Below are 16,264 nucleotides of genomic sequence, written 5' to 3'. Positions count from 1 at the left end.
TCGGGACTAAAGTCCGCAATTCCGGACTATGATTTTTCTTAATTTTGTTGAAAAGTATTTCAGTGGCCGCTTGCTGTCAAAGGCGGGGAAAAGAAAGTCAAGCCTGGAGGCAACGATTCAGCATGGAAAAATCACAGTTGTTAAGCTGTCCGGACCACCGGCCCGCATTGAAGTGAATGGTGAACAATTTATGTTGAAAGACCGAATTGAGTTAAACGCGTTCGTTTAAACAAAAAAAGCTTCTGTTTCCTTCTGGATGGAGACAGGAAGCTTTTTTTATTTTAACTGTCTATCCGGCTAGTTCTCCCATTATAAAAACTCATCATCGGGTCAACTGGATTTTCTTTTGCAGTAATCGAATCAGGTGCGATTGCATATACACGGGTTTTGCTGTCGAGGGAGGACCGGTATTTTTCTACATGTGCGCTTGGCAATGGCTGGCTGTAGTAGCCTGGCACATATTTGTGCAGCATTTGCTGCATTGCTGCTGTTGCTTCAATTAAATCTGTGACAGGCAATGCTTTACCAAACAATAATACACTGAAGTAAGCAGTATCGGTTTTGGCGGGTACCGGATTGGCAATGGTCCCGTATTCCTCACATACGGTAAAGCATGCATTCGGATTTGCTGTGAGCACTTCTGTCTTTCTTCCTTCCGAAGCACCGTGAAAATATATTTTGCTGTCCCACCAGACATAGTTTAGCGGGATTACATACGGAAAGTCGCCATCGGCCAATCCCAGAAGGCCGGTCCGGGCCTGTGACAGAAATTGATTGATTTTTGCTGAATGGGTACATTCCATTTTCTGCTGTCTCATCATGTATAAAAACCCCTTTATTCTGATTTAATGATATGATTTATTGTAGAAGGGATTTGACCTTTTCAAAAGAGACAGTTTTTAAAATAAATACGGGGACAGTTGGGGTGCGAAGATGGAACTGCTGCCAATTTTAGATCGAGAGAGAAAAGAATCTTTATACATACAGTTATATCATTTCTTAAAAAACGCAATTGAGACGGGCGAACTTTCAGCAGGCCAAAAAATTCCGTCGATAAGGCAATTATCGACCGCCCTGAATATAAGCAAGAATACAGTGGAATCGGCCTATCAGCAGCTGATTGCGGAAGGGTATATGGAAAGCAAGCCCCGAAGCGGCATTGAGGTTGCTGTGATAGATGAAATGGCTGGAAATGTCGGGATTTCCTATCATGAAGGGGAACAAAAAGCACCAGAAAGCGTGTCAGTATTATATGACTTCCAATATGGGGATATCGAAGAAACAAGGTTTCCGTATGCCAAGTGGAAGAAGGCGCTGAATGAGGCTGTCAGGATGAATGGGCATGAAATGCTTCTATATGGTGAAAAGCAGGGTGATCCCGGATTAAGAAAGCAGATTGCGGATTATTTGTACCGGGCAAGAGGCGTTGAGTGCTCTCCTGGACAAATCGTTTTATGCGCGGGGACGCAGCACACCATTAGTTATATATGCCAGATGCTGTCCTTGCCGGGAAAGACGGTCGGGTTTGAGGATCCCGGATATGACGGGGTCAGGGCCGTTTTTCAAAATCATGGCTGTAACGTCGTTCCAGTATCTTTGGAGGAAGATGGGATCAATATAGCGAAACTCGCGGCTAGCCAGGCTGAAATGGTGTATGTTACACCTTCCCATCAGTTTCCGCTCGGGATGGTGATGCCTGTGCAAAAGCGGAACAGGCTCCTGCAATGGGCTGCGGATGCGGAAAGCTATATTATCGAGGATGATTATGACAGTGAGTTCCGGTACCAGGGCCAGCCGGTGCCGTCGCTAAAAAGTCTGGACAAGCAGGGGCGCGTCATCTATTTAGGAACTTTCTCCAAGGCGTTTTTGCCTGGGACAAGGCTGAGTTATCTCGTCCTGCCTGAACAAATCCTTCGCCTATACCAGTCGAAAATGGCTAATTACAACCAGGCGGTGCCACCGGTAATCCAGAACGCCTTAAGCCTTTTTATACAGAATGGCGATTTTGAAAGGCATATTCGAAAAATGAGGAAAATCTACCAGGACAAACATAAAACATTGCTTTCCGAAATATCAAGGCAGTTTGGGGACAATTGCGAAGTCATCGGACAGAAAGCAGGATTGCATATTCTGCTTGATGTAAAAGGCAGGTGTAAAAGGGACCTGATTGAAAAAGCAATGTCTGTTCATGTAAGGGTGTATGATCCGGCAAAATACTGGCTTGATGAAGAAGAGTGTCCGGGCTCGCTGATCATGCTCGGCTTCGGTGGGTTGTCGACTTCGCAGATTGCCGAAGGGATCGTACGGTTAAAAGAAATATGGAATTTGGAAAATAACTGACAGAAAAATCTTCTAATGAGTTATTTTCATCGTTGACATATACCCTACAAGGGTATAGTATAAAAATATAGCTGCGGATAAGTTTACATATGAATCATAGATGGGAGGGTCCGCAATGAGTACTTTAGCAAAAGAAGTCCAATTGCCTGTTTCCGGAATGACATGCGCAGCGTGTGCCACCCGAATTGAAAAAGGCTTAAAGAAAGTAGAGGGAGTTGAAGATGCCAATGTCAACCTGGCCCTTGAAAAAGCGATAGTCAAATTTAACCCGGAAATAACCGGTGTACAGGAATTTGAGAAGAAAATAACTGACCTGGGATACGCGGTAGTCACAGAAAAAGCTGAATTTGATATAGTTGGCATGACATGTGCCGCATGTTCAGCCCGGATTGAAAAAGGGCTGAACAAACTGGAAGGGATCAAAAAGGCAAGTGTCAACCTCGCCCTGGAAACGGCAACGGTAGAATATAATCCCTCACAGGTAAGTATCCAGGACATGATCAAAAAGATCGAAAAGATTGGGTACCAGGCCAAAGTGAAACAGGCCGCAATAGCCGAAGGTTCGGACCATCGTCAAAAAGAAATCGAAAAGCAAAAGGGCAAGTTTGTATTTTCACTGATACTTTCCCTTCCGCTTCTTTGGGCGATGGTAAGCCACTTTGAGTTCACTTCGTTCATTTATTTGCCTGAAATGCTGATGAATCCCTGGGTTCAACTGGCACTGGCGACACCCGTCCAATTTGTCATAGGAAAACAGTTTTATGTCGGGGCATACAAAGCCCTAAGGAACAGGAGTGCCAATATGGATGTTCTGGTCGCACTCGGGACTTCTGCCGCATATTTTTACAGCCTGTATCTGTCAATCATTTCGGTTGGATCGAACCAACATATGGTGGAACTGTATTTTGAGACCAGTGCCGTGCTGATCACGCTCATCATCCTGGGTAAGCTGTTCGAAGCGAGGGCAAAGGGCCGCTCTTCTGAAGCGATTAAAAAGTTGATGGGATTACAGGCAAAAACGGCTACCGTGTACAGGGGCGGCCAGGAACTTGACATTCCGCTTGAAGAGGTAGTTGTCGGAGACCTCGTCTATGTCAAACCGGGTGAAAAGGTACCGGTCGATGGCCAAATTGTTGACGGAAGGTCTGCGCTGGATGAATCGATGCTTACCGGAGAGAGTGTCCCTGTTGATAAAACAGTTGGCGATGCTGTTATCGGTGCGACCGTTAACAAAAATGGATTCCTGAAGGTGACAGCGACCAAGGTAGGCAGGGACACGGCATTAGCCCAGATCATCAAAGTAGTTGAGGAAGCACAAGGCTCGAAGGCTCCAATTCAACGGCTAGCCGACCAGATTTCGGGTATTTTTGTCCCGATTGTAGTCGGAATCGCAGTCGTTACTTTCCTCGTGTGGTATCTATGGGTAAGTCCAGGTGAGTTTGCGGTTGCGCTTGAAAAGCTGATTGCCGTTCTTGTCATTGCTTGTCCTTGCGCTCTTGGCCTGGCCACACCGACATCGATTATGGCTGGATCCGGAAGGGCTGCCGAGTATGGAGTGCTTTTCAAAGGCGGTGAACACCTTGAAATGACGCATCGCATCACAACAGTTGTTTTGGATAAAACCGGGACAGTCACAAACGGAAAACCGGTATTGACAAATGTACTAGTTGACGGCAATTGGAATGAGGCAGATTTCTTGAAATTAGTTGGATCTGCTGAGCGGCAATCTGAACATCCGCTGGCTGAAGCCATTGTCCTGGGGATAAAAGAGAGAGCCATCGAATTAGCGGATCCCGCTGAATTTGAAGCCATTCCCGGTTACGGGATTAAAGCCAGAGTTGATAATCATGAAGTACTGGTTGGAACAAGAAAGCTTATGACGAAATATGGAATTGCCATTGGCACCGCTGCCATAGAAATGGAAGCTCTTGAGGACAATGGAAAAACTGCCATGCTTGTCGCAATTGACGGTGCTTTTGCCGGCATCATCGCAGTCGCTGATACAGTGAAGGAAACTTCCAGGGAAGCGATTAGCCGCCTAAAGGGCATGGGGCTTGAAGTCATTATGATTACCGGAGACAATGAGCGAACGGCCAATGCAATTGCATCACAAGTTGGCATAGATTATGCGATCGCCGAGGTGTTGCCTGAAGGAAAAGCAGATCAGGTGAAGAAGCTTCAGGAGCAAGGAAAACGTGTGGCCATGGTAGGAGACGGAATTAACGATGCCCCGGCACTTGCGGTGGCAGACATCGGAATGGCGATTGGAACTGGAACGGATGTTGCGATGGAAGCAGCAGATATTACGTTAATGCGTGGCGATTTAAACAGTATCGCGGATGCAATCGTGATGAGCAAGAAGACGATCCGCAATATTAAGCAAAATCTCTTCTGGGCGTTCGGTTATAACACGCTCGGAATTCCAGTTGCAGCTTTAGGGTTCCTGGCACCATGGCTGGCGGGGGCGGCTATGGCTTTCAGTTCAGTTTCAGTTGTTTTGAATGCACTCAGGCTTCAACGGGTGAAACTCGAACAATAAGGAAGGGAACGGGAGATTATGAAAAAATGGGCGGTCGCAGCCATACTGTATGTGTTGGTCGTGATAGGCGGATATGAGGTTTATGCTCAATTTTTTGCAGCAGAAGACAGCCCAGCGGAAGTCGAACATGATGGTAGTCATGAGGGGAAGAAAGCGGCAGAGCATTGAATCGGCAGACATTATTTTATTATCCAATCGAGTTGTTGAATCGGAACCAGGTATTATAAAATCAAAAGAAAGGAGGTTTTGAAATGGATATCATTGATAACGAAGCAAGTAGCACCCATTGCGGGGATGAAATCGCAACATCCGGCCGAAAAAGCCACCATTCCGAAAAAACAAAACAAAACCTTGTTACAAGATTAAATAGGATCGAAGGACAGATTCGCGGCATTAAAGGGCTCATTGAAAAAGACACTTATTGTGACGATGTGATAACCCAAATTTCCGCCACACAGGCAGCCTTGAACAGTGTGGCAAAGATACTTCTTGAAGGGCATATGAAAACCTGTATAGTGGAACGGATTCAAGAAGGGGACCATGAAGTGGTAGATGAGTTACTGACGACTATCCAAAAGTTGATGAAAAAATAGCATTTTAGCTGCATAACGAATTTTCGAACAAATTGTGAAATATGGATAAATGCAGGCAAAAAAGTTAAACCCTTTGCATACAGTAGGAGGGTATAGTATATTGTTATTAAAGCAAGCAGCATCTGGCTATTGTTTAGACGTTTTAACAGAGGCAAAGCCATAATTGCTGTGAATGCAAAACTATTTAAAAAAATGAACATGCGAGGGATATTTCATGGAAAGTGTTACATTGAATGTTAAGGGAATGTCATGCGGACACTGCGTAAAAGCGGTTGAAGGCAGTGTAGGAAAACTCGACGGTGTAAGCAATGTGAAAGTAAATTTACAGGATGGTACAGTAGATGTAGATTTCAACAGTGAGCAAGTATCTCTGGCTGAAATCAAAGAAACGATCGACGACCAAGGATATGATGTAGAATAACCGAAAAAGACGTGCTGCTAATAGCACGTCTTTTTGTGTCTATTTTTACAGAGCTAATCAGGAAAATACGGGTTTAAATGAATTAACACCTCTTGAATATTGTCATATTCCTTTATTAATGCTTGTTTAATTTCCCGTGCGAGATCATGTCCTTCTTTTATCGTTTTATAGTGGTCGATGGATATGCGCAAATCTACCAGCACATAGTGGCCATGCTCCCTTGCACGGATTTTGTCGATCCTTTTTATTTCTTCAAACTGGGAAATGACTTTGATATAATCTTGAAGCGTTTCCGCGTGAATGCTGCGCTCAAGCAGGATATGAAAAGCCTCAGTAAGCATTTCCTTTGCAATTTTAAATATGAGGTAAGCCACGAATATGCTTGCAACTTTATCTCCGTACAGCAATGGGGCAATATCGAATTTTTCGCCCAATATAGAGAGGACTACGCCGGCGGCAGCAGCAATGGAGGCCACGATGTCTGCTTTATGGTCAAAAGCGATCGCCTCGATAGCTTTACTTTTGTGGTGGTCGGCCACCTTCAAAGAATACCTGTACAGTATTTCTTTTGAAATGTATGAAATGATCGCAATCCACATAGCAAGTATATTGGGTGGTTCGATTGGATGGAAAAATCCAATAATGCCTTCATAAGTAATATAAATGGAAACAAAAAACAAGATGATGCCGACAACGCCTGAGACAACGACTTCTGCTTTACCATGTCCATAAGGGTGGTCCTCATCAGCGGGCTTATTCGCAAGTTTGATAACCAGCAGTACAATGATAGAAGCAAACACGTCTGCAGCAGAATGAATTCCGTCCGCAAATACTGCATCACTATTTCCATACCAGCCAATCACAACTTTACCTATCGTTAAAATAATATTTGCCCAAACACTAATCCAGGCCACCTTTTTAGCAATCATTTCCCTCTTTGTCATGTACGGCACCTCAAAAAACGAATCTTTTGCCATATTATCAAACAAAATCCTTGTGAGTCCAGAGAAAGATAATTGGTTGAATGCATGGTTTTTATGTATGGCAAATTCTTTAGGAGACAAAAAAACTATTGTATCAACGAAACTTTCATCATTCCGGACCAATATCCTTGCAGGCATCCATCTGTGCCATTAAAACTTTTTCACATACCTATATTAACCAACTAGAGGTTATTTTAGGCTGTTGTAAGCTGAAATCAATGAAAGGCCTGCTCATGAATTAGAAATGAAAAACCTGCCTAGGTGGCAGGTTTTTATGAGTGTATATAGTATTGTTCATAATCAAGTGGCAACGTGAACTATTGATTCAATCCATTCCTTGTTACGCTTTCTACAGTCCTGCCGACTTCTGCAGGCGGTTTGCAATTTCCATAAATTCATCAGGGCCAATGCCAGGTGCGAATTCTTGCGGCAATTCACTGAATTCCGGTATGGTAAAGCCTTCAGGCATTCCTTCTGTAACAAACAAAGGTTGACCGTCAATAGGATGGTTTCCTTTCCAAATTTGGTCGATTGAGCGGTAATCAGAGTCACTCCATGTATACAAACGTTGATGGATTCCTTGTTCTTCATATTTTCTGGCATGGTCAAAGCGTTTATTGTCAAGGCTCGGAATAGGAAGCATTTTTCCTATGTCGACTCCTGTTGCTACTTCCAGTGCTTTTGCATAGGCAACAACGTGCACTCCGCCTCGTACAAGCAGGTAACCGACCATTTCCCTGATGACAGGGCTGTCAGTCATTTCATACACTCTCATTTTATGCGTTCGTGCCCCGCATTCCAAAAAGAAATTGTGCAGCAGATCCAAAATTAGATTCCCGCTGTTAAAAACATTATCCCCAGTCCAGCCCTGGCCGGAGGACGAACCTGGAATGGCGCTTTGGGCAGCAGGGATAAAGTGGAATTTGTTTGGCATCGCGCCCCCGGCCTTAAGCGGGCCGCTGTCAGGCTCGCCGTCCTGCGTTACACCTTCAAGGGACATGTTAATCGCATGAGTAACTAATTCAACATGGCCGAGTTCTTCGGCAGTAATACTGGCAACTAGATCGAAAAATGGACGAAGCTTGTTTTTTCCTCGGAAATTAAACGACTGGAACATGTAGTTGTTTAATGTAGACATCTCACCGAACTTGCCACCTAGCAGTTCCTGTGCAGCCGCCGCCCCATCTGGATCTGGATGATCCGGGGCTGGAAGGTCAATTAAAAGCTGGTCGAATCTTTTAAACATCTGCTTTCCTCCCTGCATATTTGTTCCTTAGTCTATTAACCGTTATCCCAAACAATAAACACAAAATTCAGAAAAATAGACAAAAGGTTTCAGAATACCGGGGGGCAATGGGTAGTAAGGCGGATTTTTAGAAATTCTTAAAAAAATTATAGGTGATACCCTAGTCATTTGGTGGATTTCAAGCGTTCATTTCTTGTATCGCAGAAATTCAAAGTTGGAGGTTGGAGTGGATTTGATGATCTCCCCGTCGCTATCTTTATATACTTCATATTCTCTATATGTTTGTACAATATAATCATCACTCTCTTCTTCTTTTTCGAGTTTCCATTCTAATGATGGAATTGATGATCCAGTATCATCTTCCGTTTGGGAATCTACTGTCTTTGCAAGCTCTACCTCATAGGGGTTGTTATAGAAAATCGAATGCTTTGCATTCAGGACAGAGTAGGGCGACTCAAGATAGCTTACGATTACCAGGGAAATAAATAGACATAATATATAGAATCTCTTCTTCACTATTACTGGCTCCTTTACCGATTGGCTTATATTAATGTCTATGCAAGTTCATGTAATAAATAACTTATTAGGTACTAGCCAGGTGATAAGACTTTTTTTGGTCAAGACTGGTATGCAAATATTTAAATAGTCCAATTCCTGGCTGATTTGAATAGTGATTTCGTGGTTAAGGCCGTATTTTAACGCAATGTCCATCATGTGGATCTTCAAACTTTCTATCTGATATTGCAGGTCTTTATGACTGTGGTAGAGTAGGCCTTCCATTCATAATACTCCCATTTTTAGTCGGTATCATGATTATATTTTACTGGACAGATCATTGAAAAAACCAAGCCGATTATTATAAAAATTCGAACATTAACACGTTAGATAAATTAGAAAAGGGGCATAATTTTTTCGCCCCTTTTTTGGCTTCTATGATACAAGCTCAAGCATGTCCAGTATTTTTTCATAACATGTTCTTGTAAGGTTCGAACCTTATTTCCAGAGTTGAAAGGGGGGAGAAACATGACGTTAGGAAATGGAAATACAGATACACTTGGTATCTTCTTTATCGTAGTATTATTACTACTCGCTCTGCTCATTGCTCTATTGCTTGACTTTGATCACGATTTAGTCAGGGCAATCAGAAAAGCTATTTGCGCAGCCCTTGGTTGCGATGATTAAAACAGACTGAATGTTTAAGTTCATGGATTGATGGGTATGCAGTATGCAGTTCATGGGATTCGAGTGTCAAACCTAGAGTATCTGAGATGATTCTCTAGGTTTTTTGTCTTGAATGAAATGATCTGTTTAATAGGTATTCAAACATTTTTGTCCAAGCCATGGCAAAAATCCACTACAAGTCTGCTTTGTTTTCATAGTGTAGCGTAGGTGAGGAAATTATCCTGCTGATAAATTTAAAAAGGTGGGCTTATTATGAAAAACGATAGAAATAAGAACCAAAGCTTAATTGATGAATTGAAAGATGTAAAATCTGCTGATTCTGGAGCTCTGGCGGACGTTGCTTCAAAACTGATGAACGGTCAAAATTCGATTGATATGGGCGGCATCATGAAAATGGCCACGAATCTGATGAACGATGAAACTCTTTTGAGCACCGTAAAAAACATCGCAGGTTTGAACAGAAACAAGAGTGCAGCAGCTCCAAATCAACTGAACAAAGCAGAAGAGACAACATCGGTGTCCCCCGCTCAGTCTATCGAAGGAGTTGTTCAGCAGCTGGCGGAGCTTAAGGAAGAAATAAAAGGATTAAAAGAACAAAATCGGGCTTTAAATCAATCAGTCAATAATCTGGCTGCGTTGATGAAACCTCCATTCCGCAGAAGACAGCGCTGGTAGATTCAACTAACTGCGTATCAAGCATTTCCAACAAAACCCCAGTTTGAAGCTTCCTGAAGTACGGGTAAAAAAAATTCACCTTAATATCAGGAAGGGATTAATATGAAGAAATCTATCATTTTTGCAATCTTTTTTATCATTGCGGCAGGTTTTTTTACTGCTTTGTTTTTGTATGACAAACAGCCTGTGAAATCCAGGGATGAAACATTAATCATGGCTTTTGGCGACTCGTTAACATATGGTTACGGTGATGAAAAAGGGTCAGGTTATATCGAAAGCCTTGAAAAAAAATTAAATTCTGCACATAAGGCAAAGGATTTCGTCTTTAAAAATCACGCTGTGTACGGGCTTGAAACATCAGGAATATTAAAACAATTATCGGATATCCGGATGAGCAGAACCTTAGAGGAAGCAGATTATTTTATCTTATTTATCGGAACTAATGATTTAATTAACAGCAATGGCGGGGACCTTAATCCATTAAATATTGAACAAATAAAAAAAGGCCAGGAGGTATATCTCGCCAATATTAAAGCAATCCTGAATATACTAAACTCTGACAATGAGAAAGCCCCCATTTTGGTTTTAGGCCTGTTTAATCCTTATCCAGATTCCGGATCAATCGAGCCAGTTATCGACGAATGGAATCGCAAAACCATTGAAGCAACAAAAAAATATGATGGAGTTACTTATATACCAACTAATGACTTATTTAAAGCAACAAATAAAAAAGAATATTTTAATGACTCGCTGCATCTTAATGATAGCGGATATGAATTGATTTCGGACAGGATATTGCAAAAACATACATTCAGATAGGATAGGCAAAAAAGCCGGATCTTTCCATTCATATATGAAACTGTTAATCCACAAAATTCGTCATTTATTGTTAGAATATAATACAAACAGAATTGAAGGGATAATAACAGTGGGAGCAAAAAAAACAGGTAGAAGGCTTGTTGGATTATTCATTTTAATTATGATTCTTTTAGGTTATCAATATTTGACCGCTCCAAAATCGGATCCGGTCGTCAGGAAGGATGTTCCCATCCCCGTAGAACTTCATCCAGTTGTAGCTGAAAATAGGGATATTCTCATCCAGAAAGCAGCAAAAAAAGGGATTCAGGTTATTATAACTGATGATTTTAGAAGCGCGGCTGAACAGGATGAATTGTATGAAAAAGGCCGTTCCAGTGCAGGAGCCATCGTAACGCATGCAAAGGGAGGGGAGTCTTATCATAATTTCGGCCTCGCTGTGGATTTTGCGATAATGTCTAAAGAAGGCCAGGCACTATGGGATATGGAATATGACGGCAACCAAAATGGGAAGTCTGATTGGCGGGAGGTCGTACTGATTGCCAAAGAACTCGGCTTTGAATGGGGTGGAGACTGGAAGCAGTTTAAAGACTACCCCCATCTGCAAATGGATTTTGGCTTGACCATCAACGAATTGCAGGCAGGGAAAAGGCCACCGGAACAGCCATTGACAGCGAATAACAGCCAGTGAAAGTAACTTGCTATTCGAAAAACAAAAAGCCGGTCCTAAGACCGGCATAAATGATTATTTTTGGTTTGATACCGCCACTTTTGGTTGCGGTTTCTTTGTTTTAAACAACTGCTTCAATACAAGGGATGGGCCGCCGAGAACGAAAAGGTATCTCGCTTCTATTACTTGTTTCATAAAGGCTGCAAACAGTCCGCTTATCGTGATGCTGCCGATTTTTCCGACGGCTGCCTTGTTGCCTATGGAAGCAACTGTTCCTTTGTGATGGTATTCAAAGGTTTTCAGGCTCTCCCCGCGAATCGCTGCTACAATGTTTGGCCCGCAAACCTGGGCTTGCTGGATAGCCACCTGTGCGGTTGGAGGAAGAGGGGACTTATCATCCTTAGGGAAATAGGCGGCATCTCCAATACAGAATACATTTTGCATTCCTTCTACCCGCAAGGTTTTATCAACTGGGACTCGGCCCCTTGTTGTTGGAAGCCCCATTTTTTCGAGGATGCGATTCCCCCTTACACCGCCAGACCAGATCAATGTCCTTGCAGGAAGTACTGTGCCATTATCAAGCTTGATCGATTCAGGAGTACATTCAAGAATTTTCGTTGAAGTTAACACCTGAACGCCATATTTATCGATGTATTTGGTTGTAAAGTCGATCAACTTCTGGTCAAAGCCCGGGAGCAAAGAGTCAAAGGCTTCAATATTGACAATCTTTGTTTCTTCCACCGGGATGCCATATGTTTTGCATAATTCCGGGACAGCTTCGACAAGCTCACCGACCATTTCAATTCCGGTAAAACCTCCCCCAGCGACGGCGAAAGTCAGACGGGAAGGGTCCCTGTCTTCCTGGTATGCGGCAAACTGCCTCAAAATATGGTTGTAAATTGCCTTAGTGCTTCTGAAGCTGCGGATTTTAAAAGCATTTTCCTCTACTCCTGGTATGCCAAAAGTATCAACCTCGAAGCCGAGAGACAATAATAAGTAGTCATATTCAACCGAGTCTCCTGACTCGAGCATTACACGCTGGTTATTGAAATCGACAGAACCGACAGTATCTTTTTTAAATTGGATTTTGTTCGTGCGCAGCAGATCCGGAATATGCAGGGTTATTTTTTCGTCGGAGGCCGTGCCTGCACCGGTCTTATGCAGTTGGGTGGAAATATAATGGTAATCGTGCTTGTTAATTAAGGTGACCTCAGCTTCTCCGTTTTTCAGTAATTTTTCCAGAGACCTGCTGGTGATTAGCCCGCCGTAACCTGCTCCAAGAATGACAACCTTTGGTTTACTCATTTTTATTCCTTCTTTCATGAAAAAAGTATTTTATAACTACGAATATGTGTGAAAATATTCACATGCTTTGCGAAAAAAAATTAGAGCCGCTTCGCCCTATAACTTGTGAAGTATTTCAAATATCTGCTATACTTCTAGGTTACGATATATAGAATAAGGTTACAAGTAGATAACATGCTTATACTTTACAAAAATATGACAAATATTCATGGAAACGATTTCGAAATATTATATATAAAAATAACAGCATGCCGATTGGGTCAGGCATGCACAAAAGGTTATAAATCGTTATCATAATCGACATTATATTTTTTCTCGGTGGAAGAATTTTCCTTTGTATGCTCACCATCTTTTTCTTCCTGCTGCTCTTCCCTTAAATCCTCAAGGGGAATCGGGTCCACGGTTAATTCACTTTCATACATATCATGCAGGCTTGCCTTATTTGTTTTATATTGCTCCGGATTATCCATGTTTCCCTTGATTTTTGCCTCTTGTTTCTGCTTTTCCACATCGGCACCTCTTTTCTTTTTGCTTGTTTTCCCGGTGGTCTTCCTGACACTCATAAAAATGTATAAAAAGCCGGCCGGTAAATGACCGTCCGGCTAATCCTCAAATAAATATTCGGCTATTCGTAAATCTGCGAATAAAACGTTGTTGCTGCAGGAATTTTTATTCAGTTTACATAGAATTTATGAGTAACGGTTGCTGTCCACGCTATGCTTGGGCTTTTCTGGCTCCCTCTGGGGATCGATATCCTGGTTTTGCTGTTTTTTCTTCTCCTGTTCCAGTGAATCATTTTTGGATGCTTGTTTTTTATCATTCATGATGATCGACTCCTCCTTGCCGTAAGTATATTTAACGTTACCCTTATTTCCACTGCTAAAACCATAAGTGATTCCCACTGCCCATTAATTCAGCGCAAGACGTGCAATATGAACATATAGTTTTTATAGAGCCGTCTATTTTATTTCGACTTTTTAGGGAGGTAAGACATGATCAGGGTTACTGTAGCCACACCGTCCAATCAACAAAAGCTGGCGAGCCTGGGGGGCATCCAGAAGGAAATTTATGAGGGGTTGAAGAACAGCCGGTTTCTGTTTCATTATTACACTGACGGGGAGCTGCTTTTTGAACTTTTTCTCAGGGAAAATATTATTAAAGCATCCATAAAATTAAAGGACAGCGGAGCAGCCTTTACATCCTTCAAGTATTCAGCTTTTAATCCGCAATACTGGATGCGAACCGAGTTCGGGTATTTGTTAAAGCCTTTTGCCCAGCCTGCTGACGCGGTTAATGACATTTTCACAAATGGGAAAAAGTATGGATTCGAATGCACCACGGCAATTGTGGTCATTTATTATAAAGCGGTGCTGGATTCAATCCGTCGGGATGCCTTTAATTTTTTATTTGGCAGGCTGCTCGTGTGGAACTGGAATTATGATCCCGATCTTGCAATCATTACCCAGCGGGGCGACGAATTTATCCCCGGAGACGTGGTGTATTTTGCTAATCCGGATTACAGGCTCCCTATATGGATTGGTGAAAACGCCGTTTATGTAGGAAAGGGCCTTTATTTCGGCCATGGAATTGGAGTAGGCAGTGCTGAACAAATGATCGAATCGTTAAACACCAGGAGAAAAGAGGGAGCCACGAGATCTGCATATATGTTAAAACAGCACAGTAGGCTCAATGTTAAATATCTTTACCAGTTTTCAAGGTGAAAATACAGATATTAGAAAAAGGCTGATCTTTAAGAATCAGCCTTTTCTGCTGCTTTTTGCTCATTTTTAATCAAGAAATATTTTACAAGAATAGTTTTATTTATAGGGGGAATATAAAAGGAGACTAAATATATAAATTTTGAGTGCGACCCAGAAGCATTCAACTGTTTAAAGAGGGAGTTCTGAATGAGATTAACCACGCTGCTTGATTGCATGAAAGGCTGTACAGACTATAATTTGATGCACAACCCCGAGATCCAGGGGATTAAAATGGATTCAAGGAAAATAACTGATGGGGATTTATTCGTAGCCATTTCTGGATTTGAAAGCGATGGCCATCATTTTATCCAGGAAGCAATTGATAATGGGGCAGCAGCAGTTATTGGAGAACAACAACTTCAATTAAGTGTCCCATACGTACAGGTCAAGGACAGCAGGTTTGCGCTGGGAAAAATAGCGAGTGCTTTTTATGGATATCCTTCCAGGAACCATATAGTTGTGGGTGTTACCGGAACTAACGGTAAGACGACAGTGTCTTATATCCTCAAACATATTCTTGAGACAGCTGGCAGGACATGCTCATTGCTTGGGACTGTGTCTTATATTATTAATAAAGAGCAGTACCTTCCAACAAACACAACTCCGGATGCACTGCAATTGCAGGAGCTCGTCGCCAGAAGCAATGACGAATTTGTCGTCCTTGAGGTTTCTTCCCATGCATTGAAGCAATCCCGTGTTGTTGGACTTGAGCTGGATTTTGGACTCTTCACGAACCTGTCCCATGATCACCTGGACTACCACGATAATATGGATGATTATTTTCACGTTAAATGCGAAATGTTTTCATACCTGAAAAAGGGTGGAAAAGGCATAGTGAGCCTGGTTAATCCATGGGGAGAAAAACTGGCAGCAAAATTAAACGAGCAGTCCATTACACACCTGACTATGGGCTATGGTGACGAATGTGACCTGCAGATCGAAAATATCAGGCTGGACGGCGTTACCGAGTTTACTTTGAAGTCGAAGGAAGTCGAGTATGGAATCACTTTTCCTTGCCCTGGCCTGCATAATGTATATAATGCGGGACTTGCCTTCCTGGCGGCACTGGAGTTGGGAATTGAACCCGAATTTATAGTCAAGGGTCTGGAAACATTTCCTGGAGTACCGGGACGATTTGAAATGGTTGCCCATCCTAGCGGCGCCACCTTCATTGTTGATTATGCACACACCCAGGACGCCATTGAATACTGTTTGCAGGCAGCAAAAGAGCATAATGCCAGAAGGATAACCCATATTTACGGATTCCGCGGCGCGAGGGATGAATCAAAAAGGGAGCATATGGTAAAGGTTTCCGCTTCAATGAGTGACGATTTCGTGCTCACATTCGATGATTTAAATGGGGTGCCTGAAGAGGAGATGCTGTCGGAGTTGCACGAATTGAACAGATTGTTTGGCGGTGAGAAAGGCTTTGTAATACCGGACAGGACACTGGCTATCCAAAATGCCTGGGAAAATGCCCGTGAAGGGGACTGGGTATTAATAACAGGAAAAGGTCCTGAAAAATACAATGAGAAATTTCATTTGCCAGTATCGACAGATATGGAGGCACTTTTGTATTTGAAAAAAATGATAGCTAAAGAACAAGTAATTTAAAAATGTGGAAACGATCGCAGCTTAAGAAAAGAACTGGCTGCTGGCAAAGCAAGGCTATTGCTTAGTATAGAACAAATGAAGTACAATAAGGCCGCCATTGGGCGGCCCTTTTAGTGCTCT

Annotated in this window: 20 protein-coding genes; 12 read left to right on the top strand and 8 right to left on the bottom strand. The window is 42.5% G+C overall.

All coding sequences use genetic code 11. The annotated features are described in order from the left end of the window. The first annotated feature begins 28 nt into the window (after positions 1 to 28). A complete protein-coding gene (locus tag CVD19_RS08680) occupies positions 29 to 229 on the top strand; it encodes a glycosyl hydrolase family 65 protein (protein ID WP_101581451.1) in 201 nt (66 codons plus the stop codon). Positions 230 to 281: 52 nt separating this feature from the next. Here CVD19_RS08680 and CVD19_RS08675 read toward each other — a convergent pair whose 3' ends face one another. After that, a complete protein-coding gene (locus tag CVD19_RS08675) occupies positions 282 to 818 on the bottom strand; it encodes a pyridoxamine 5'-phosphate oxidase family protein (protein WP_101581646.1) in 537 nt (178 codons plus the stop codon). 115 nt (positions 819 to 933) lie between these two features. Between CVD19_RS08675 and pdxR the strand changes: the two genes are divergently transcribed. The 5 genes from pdxR to copZ all read left to right on the top strand — a co-directional run bounded on the left by pdxR (position 934) and on the right by copZ (position 5,893). Then, a complete protein-coding gene (gene pdxR / locus CVD19_RS08670) occupies positions 934 to 2,340 on the top strand; it encodes a MocR-like pyridoxine biosynthesis transcription factor PdxR (protein WP_101581450.1) in 1,407 nt (468 codons plus the stop codon). A gap of 115 nt (positions 2,341 to 2,455) precedes the next feature. Continuing rightward, a complete protein-coding gene (locus CVD19_RS08665) occupies positions 2,456 to 4,879 on the top strand; it encodes a heavy metal translocating P-type ATPase (protein ID WP_101581449.1) in 2,424 nt (807 codons plus the stop codon). Positions 4,880 to 4,897: 18 nt separating this feature from the next. After that, positions 4,898 to 5,047, top strand: a complete 150-nt coding sequence (locus tag CVD19_RS24650; RefSeq protein WP_180953556.1) for a hypothetical protein — start codon at positions 4,898 to 4,900, stop codon at positions 5,045 to 5,047. Positions 5,048 to 5,130: 83 nt separating this feature from the next. Further along, entirely contained in the window at positions 5,131 to 5,472 is a 342-nt protein-coding gene (locus CVD19_RS08660; protein ID WP_101581448.1) for a metal-sensitive transcriptional regulator, read from the top strand. Between the two features lie 214 nt (positions 5,473 to 5,686). Continuing rightward, positions 5,687 to 5,893, top strand: a complete 207-nt coding sequence (gene copZ, locus CVD19_RS08655) for a copper chaperone CopZ (protein ID WP_101581447.1) — start codon at positions 5,687 to 5,689, stop codon at positions 5,891 to 5,893. 53 nt (positions 5,894 to 5,946) lie between these two features. Here copZ and CVD19_RS08650 read toward each other — a convergent pair whose 3' ends face one another. The 4 genes from CVD19_RS08650 to CVD19_RS08635 form a co-directional block, all read right to left on the bottom strand. Continuing rightward, entirely contained in the window at positions 5,947 to 6,837 is an 891-nt protein-coding gene (locus tag CVD19_RS08650) for a cation diffusion facilitator family transporter (protein ID WP_101581645.1), read from the bottom strand. 388 nt (positions 6,838 to 7,225) lie between these two features. After that, positions 7,226 to 8,122 (bottom strand): manganese catalase family protein, encoded by an 897-nt coding sequence (locus tag CVD19_RS08645; protein ID WP_101581446.1) that lies wholly within the window; start codon positions 8,120 to 8,122, stop codon positions 7,226 to 7,228. A 186-nt stretch (positions 8,123 to 8,308) separates the two neighbouring features. Then, complete coding sequence (locus tag CVD19_RS08640; protein ID WP_101581445.1) at positions 8,309 to 8,638, bottom strand: hypothetical protein; 330 nt, start codon at positions 8,636 to 8,638, stop codon at positions 8,309 to 8,311. Between the two features lie 48 nt (positions 8,639 to 8,686). Then, a complete protein-coding gene (locus CVD19_RS08635) occupies positions 8,687 to 8,902 on the bottom strand; it encodes an aspartyl-phosphate phosphatase Spo0E family protein (RefSeq protein ID WP_101581444.1) in 216 nt (71 codons plus the stop codon). Positions 8,903 to 9,145: 243 nt separating this feature from the next. Between CVD19_RS08635 and CVD19_RS24645 the strand changes: the two genes are divergently transcribed. The 4 genes from CVD19_RS24645 to CVD19_RS08620 all read left to right on the top strand — a co-directional run bounded on the left by CVD19_RS24645 (position 9,146) and on the right by CVD19_RS08620 (position 11,486). After that, positions 9,146 to 9,304: a hypothetical protein gene (locus CVD19_RS24645; RefSeq protein WP_180953555.1), complete on the top strand. Its 159-nt coding sequence runs from the start codon at positions 9,146 to 9,148 to the stop codon at positions 9,302 to 9,304. A gap of 252 nt (positions 9,305 to 9,556) precedes the next feature. Continuing rightward, on the top strand, positions 9,557 to 9,979 hold the full coding sequence (locus CVD19_RS08630; RefSeq protein ID WP_101581443.1) for a hypothetical protein: 423 nt from the start codon (positions 9,557 to 9,559) through the stop codon (positions 9,977 to 9,979). A 102-nt stretch (positions 9,980 to 10,081) separates the two neighbouring features. Further along, positions 10,082 to 10,798, top strand: a complete 717-nt coding sequence (locus CVD19_RS08625; RefSeq protein ID WP_101581442.1) for a GDSL-type esterase/lipase family protein — start codon at positions 10,082 to 10,084, stop codon at positions 10,796 to 10,798. Between the two features lie 160 nt (positions 10,799 to 10,958). After that, positions 10,959 to 11,486, top strand: a complete 528-nt coding sequence (locus CVD19_RS08620; protein WP_257985079.1) for a M15 family metallopeptidase — start codon at positions 10,959 to 10,961, stop codon at positions 11,484 to 11,486. Positions 11,487 to 11,540: 54 nt separating this feature from the next. Here CVD19_RS08620 and CVD19_RS08615 read toward each other — a convergent pair whose 3' ends face one another. The 3 genes from CVD19_RS08615 to CVD19_RS08605 form a co-directional block, all read right to left on the bottom strand. Continuing rightward, a complete protein-coding gene (locus tag CVD19_RS08615; RefSeq protein WP_101581440.1) occupies positions 11,541 to 12,770 on the bottom strand; it encodes an NAD(P)/FAD-dependent oxidoreductase in 1,230 nt (409 codons plus the stop codon). A 278-nt stretch (positions 12,771 to 13,048) separates the two neighbouring features. Further along, entirely contained in the window at positions 13,049 to 13,279 is a 231-nt protein-coding gene (locus CVD19_RS08610) for a hypothetical protein (protein ID WP_257985065.1), read from the bottom strand. A 180-nt stretch (positions 13,280 to 13,459) separates the two neighbouring features. Next, positions 13,460 to 13,594 carry a 3-methyladenine DNA glycosylase gene (locus tag CVD19_RS08605; RefSeq protein WP_101581439.1) on the bottom strand — a complete coding sequence of 45 codons (135 nt, stop codon included), beginning with the start codon at positions 13,592 to 13,594 and terminating at the stop codon, positions 13,460 to 13,462. Between the two features lie 168 nt (positions 13,595 to 13,762). Between CVD19_RS08605 and CVD19_RS08600 the strand changes: the two genes are divergently transcribed. Continuing rightward, entirely contained in the window at positions 13,763 to 14,491 is a 729-nt protein-coding gene (locus tag CVD19_RS08600; protein ID WP_101581438.1) for a protein-glutamine gamma-glutamyltransferase, read from the top strand. Positions 14,492 to 14,677: 186 nt separating this feature from the next. Then, entirely contained in the window at positions 14,678 to 16,144 is a 1,467-nt protein-coding gene (locus CVD19_RS08595) for a UDP-N-acetylmuramoyl-L-alanyl-D-glutamate--2,6-diaminopimelate ligase (protein WP_101581437.1), read from the top strand. The last annotated feature ends 120 nt before the right edge of the window (positions 16,145 to 16,264 follow it).

Origin of the sequence: Bacillus sp. T33-2 (genome assembly GCF_002860205.1) — a bacterium.
Classification (GTDB): domain Bacteria; phylum Bacillota; class Bacilli; order Bacillales; family Cytobacillaceae; genus T33-2.
The sequence above is the reverse complement of the archived record's forward strand: the minus strand, read 5'-3'. Positions and strand labels throughout refer to the sequence as shown.

Bases quoted from the DNA above. Each gene is read 5' to 3' on its own strand.
- CVD19_RS08635 (WP_101581444.1), bottom strand. From the start codon at position 8,902: ATGGAAGGCCTACTCTACCACAGTCATAAAGACCTGCAATATCAGATA.
- CVD19_RS08680 (WP_101581451.1), top strand. From the start codon at position 29: ATGATTTTTCTTAATTTTGTTGAAAAGTATTTCAGTGGCCGCTTGCTG.
- CVD19_RS08620 (WP_257985079.1), top strand. From the start codon at position 10,959: ATGATTCTTTTAGGTTATCAATATTTGACCGCTCCAAAATCGGATCCG.
- CVD19_RS08615 (WP_101581440.1), bottom strand. From the start codon at position 12,770: ATGAGTAAACCAAAGGTTGTCATTCTTGGAGCAGGTTACGGCGGGCTA.
- CVD19_RS08625 (WP_101581442.1), top strand. From the start codon at position 10,082: ATGAAGAAATCTATCATTTTTGCAATCTTTTTTATCATTGCGGCAGGT.
- CVD19_RS08595 (WP_101581437.1), top strand. From the start codon at position 14,678: ATGAGATTAACCACGCTGCTTGATTGCATGAAAGGCTGTACAGACTAT.
- pdxR (WP_101581450.1), top strand. From the start codon at position 934: ATGGAACTGCTGCCAATTTTAGATCGAGAGAGAAAAGAATCTTTATAC.
- CVD19_RS08660 (WP_101581448.1), top strand. From the start codon at position 5,131: ATGGATATCATTGATAACGAAGCAAGTAGCACCCATTGCGGGGATGAA.
- CVD19_RS08645 (WP_101581446.1), bottom strand. From the start codon at position 8,122: ATGTTTAAAAGATTCGACCAGCTTTTAATTGACCTTCCAGCCCCGGAT.
- copZ (WP_101581447.1), top strand. From the start codon at position 5,687: ATGGAAAGTGTTACATTGAATGTTAAGGGAATGTCATGCGGACACTGC.
- CVD19_RS08600 (WP_101581438.1), top strand. From the start codon at position 13,763: ATGATCAGGGTTACTGTAGCCACACCGTCCAATCAACAAAAGCTGGCG.
- CVD19_RS24645 (WP_180953555.1), top strand. From the start codon at position 9,146: ATGACGTTAGGAAATGGAAATACAGATACACTTGGTATCTTCTTTATC.
- CVD19_RS08650 (WP_101581645.1), bottom strand. From the start codon at position 6,837: ATGACAAAGAGGGAAATGATTGCTAAAAAGGTGGCCTGGATTAGTGTT.
- CVD19_RS08605 (WP_101581439.1), bottom strand. From the start codon at position 13,594: ATGAATGATAAAAAACAAGCATCCAAAAATGATTCACTGGAACAGGAG.
- CVD19_RS24650 (WP_180953556.1), top strand. From the start codon at position 4,898: ATGAAAAAATGGGCGGTCGCAGCCATACTGTATGTGTTGGTCGTGATA.
- CVD19_RS08630 (WP_101581443.1), top strand. From the start codon at position 9,557: ATGAAAAACGATAGAAATAAGAACCAAAGCTTAATTGATGAATTGAAA.
- CVD19_RS08665 (WP_101581449.1), top strand. From the start codon at position 2,456: ATGAGTACTTTAGCAAAAGAAGTCCAATTGCCTGTTTCCGGAATGACA.
- CVD19_RS08675 (WP_101581646.1), bottom strand. From the start codon at position 818: ATGAGACAGCAGAAAATGGAATGTACCCATTCAGCAAAAATCAATCAA.